Origin of the sequence: Klebsiella sp. HN106, from assembly GCF_051209435.1 — a bacterium.
GTDB classification, from domain to species: domain Bacteria; phylum Pseudomonadota; class Gammaproteobacteria; order Enterobacterales; family Enterobacteriaceae; genus Klebsiella; species Klebsiella oxytoca.
Genome location: NZ_JBLURD010000291.1, coordinates 1 through 279 on the forward strand (window position 1 = coordinate 1; position 279 = coordinate 279).

The window sequence follows — 279 nt, forward strand, 5'->3', positions numbered from 1 at the left end:
CGAAGCGATGCAGACCATGCTGGCGCGCCGGGTATGGCGTGAAGGCTACCTGGCGGAGCGTATGCAGGATGAAATCCTGCAGGAACAGATCCTGATTGAAACCGAAGGCGAATGCGTCGGGCAGATCAACGCCCTGTCGGTGATCGAATTCCCCGGTCATCCACGCGCGTTCGGTGAACCTTCACGCATCAGCTGCGTCGTGCACATTGGCGATGGCGAATTTATCGACGTCGAACGTAAAGCCGAGCTGGGCGGTAACATTCATGCGAAAGGCATGAT

Annotated in this window: 1 pseudogene; it reads left to right on the forward strand. The window is 57.3% G+C overall.

What is annotated here, in order from left to right:
- Nucleotides 1-279: pseudogene (locus ACSIPU_RS31265) on the forward strand (Lon protease family protein); the annotation flags it as partial.